The organism is Actinokineospora guangxiensis (assembly GCF_042657845.1).
Lineage (GTDB): Bacteria > Actinomycetota > Actinomycetes > Mycobacteriales > Pseudonocardiaceae > Actinokineospora > Actinokineospora guangxiensis.
Map to the genome: position 1 here is coordinate 1 of NZ_JBHSKF010000044.1, position 526 is coordinate 526.

Here is a 526-nt window from a genome sequence, read left to right on the forward strand (position 1 = left end):
GTCGTAACAAGGTAGCCGTACCGGAAGGTGCGGCTGGATCACCTCCTTTCTAAGGAGCACTTCACAACCCGCCACACCAGCTTCTGGTTGGGGCGGTCGGGTTGGGAGGACCGGCTTTACCATCCGAGTGTGGTGGTGGTTGGTCGCTCACAGAATTGTGGAACTACTGGTGGAGCGTTTCTGTTCCGGTCGTTGTCGGTGTCTTAGTACTGCTGCTCGTCATGAGTGGCGTGGAACGGAACGGCGGGGGCTGGGTTGGGGGCGCGTGCGGCACACTGTTGGGTCCTGAGACAACACCCGTGTTGGGTTGTTGCTCGAAGGCAAGACACAGGGTCAGCGTTTCTCCGCGGTCATACCGTCTCGTTTGGTCGGGGTTGGTGGTCGCAGTGTGGAGGGATGGTCTGGTTGGTGTTTGAGAACTGCACAGTGGATGCGAGCATCTTTGTGGCAAGTAGGTAAGGGCATACGGTGGATGTCTTGGCACCAGGAGCCGATGAAGGACGTGGGAGGCTGCGTTAAGCCTCGG

2 rRNA genes are annotated in these 526 nt (G+C 58.9%); both read left to right on the forward strand.

Going from position 1 to position 526, the window contains the following annotated elements:
* Window positions 1–49 (forward strand): 16S ribosomal RNA (locus tag ACFPM7_RS30380); the annotation flags it as partial.
* Window positions 50–445: 396 nt separating this feature from the next.
* Window positions 446–526: ribosomal RNA gene (locus tag ACFPM7_RS30385) — 23S ribosomal RNA — on the forward strand; the annotation flags it as partial.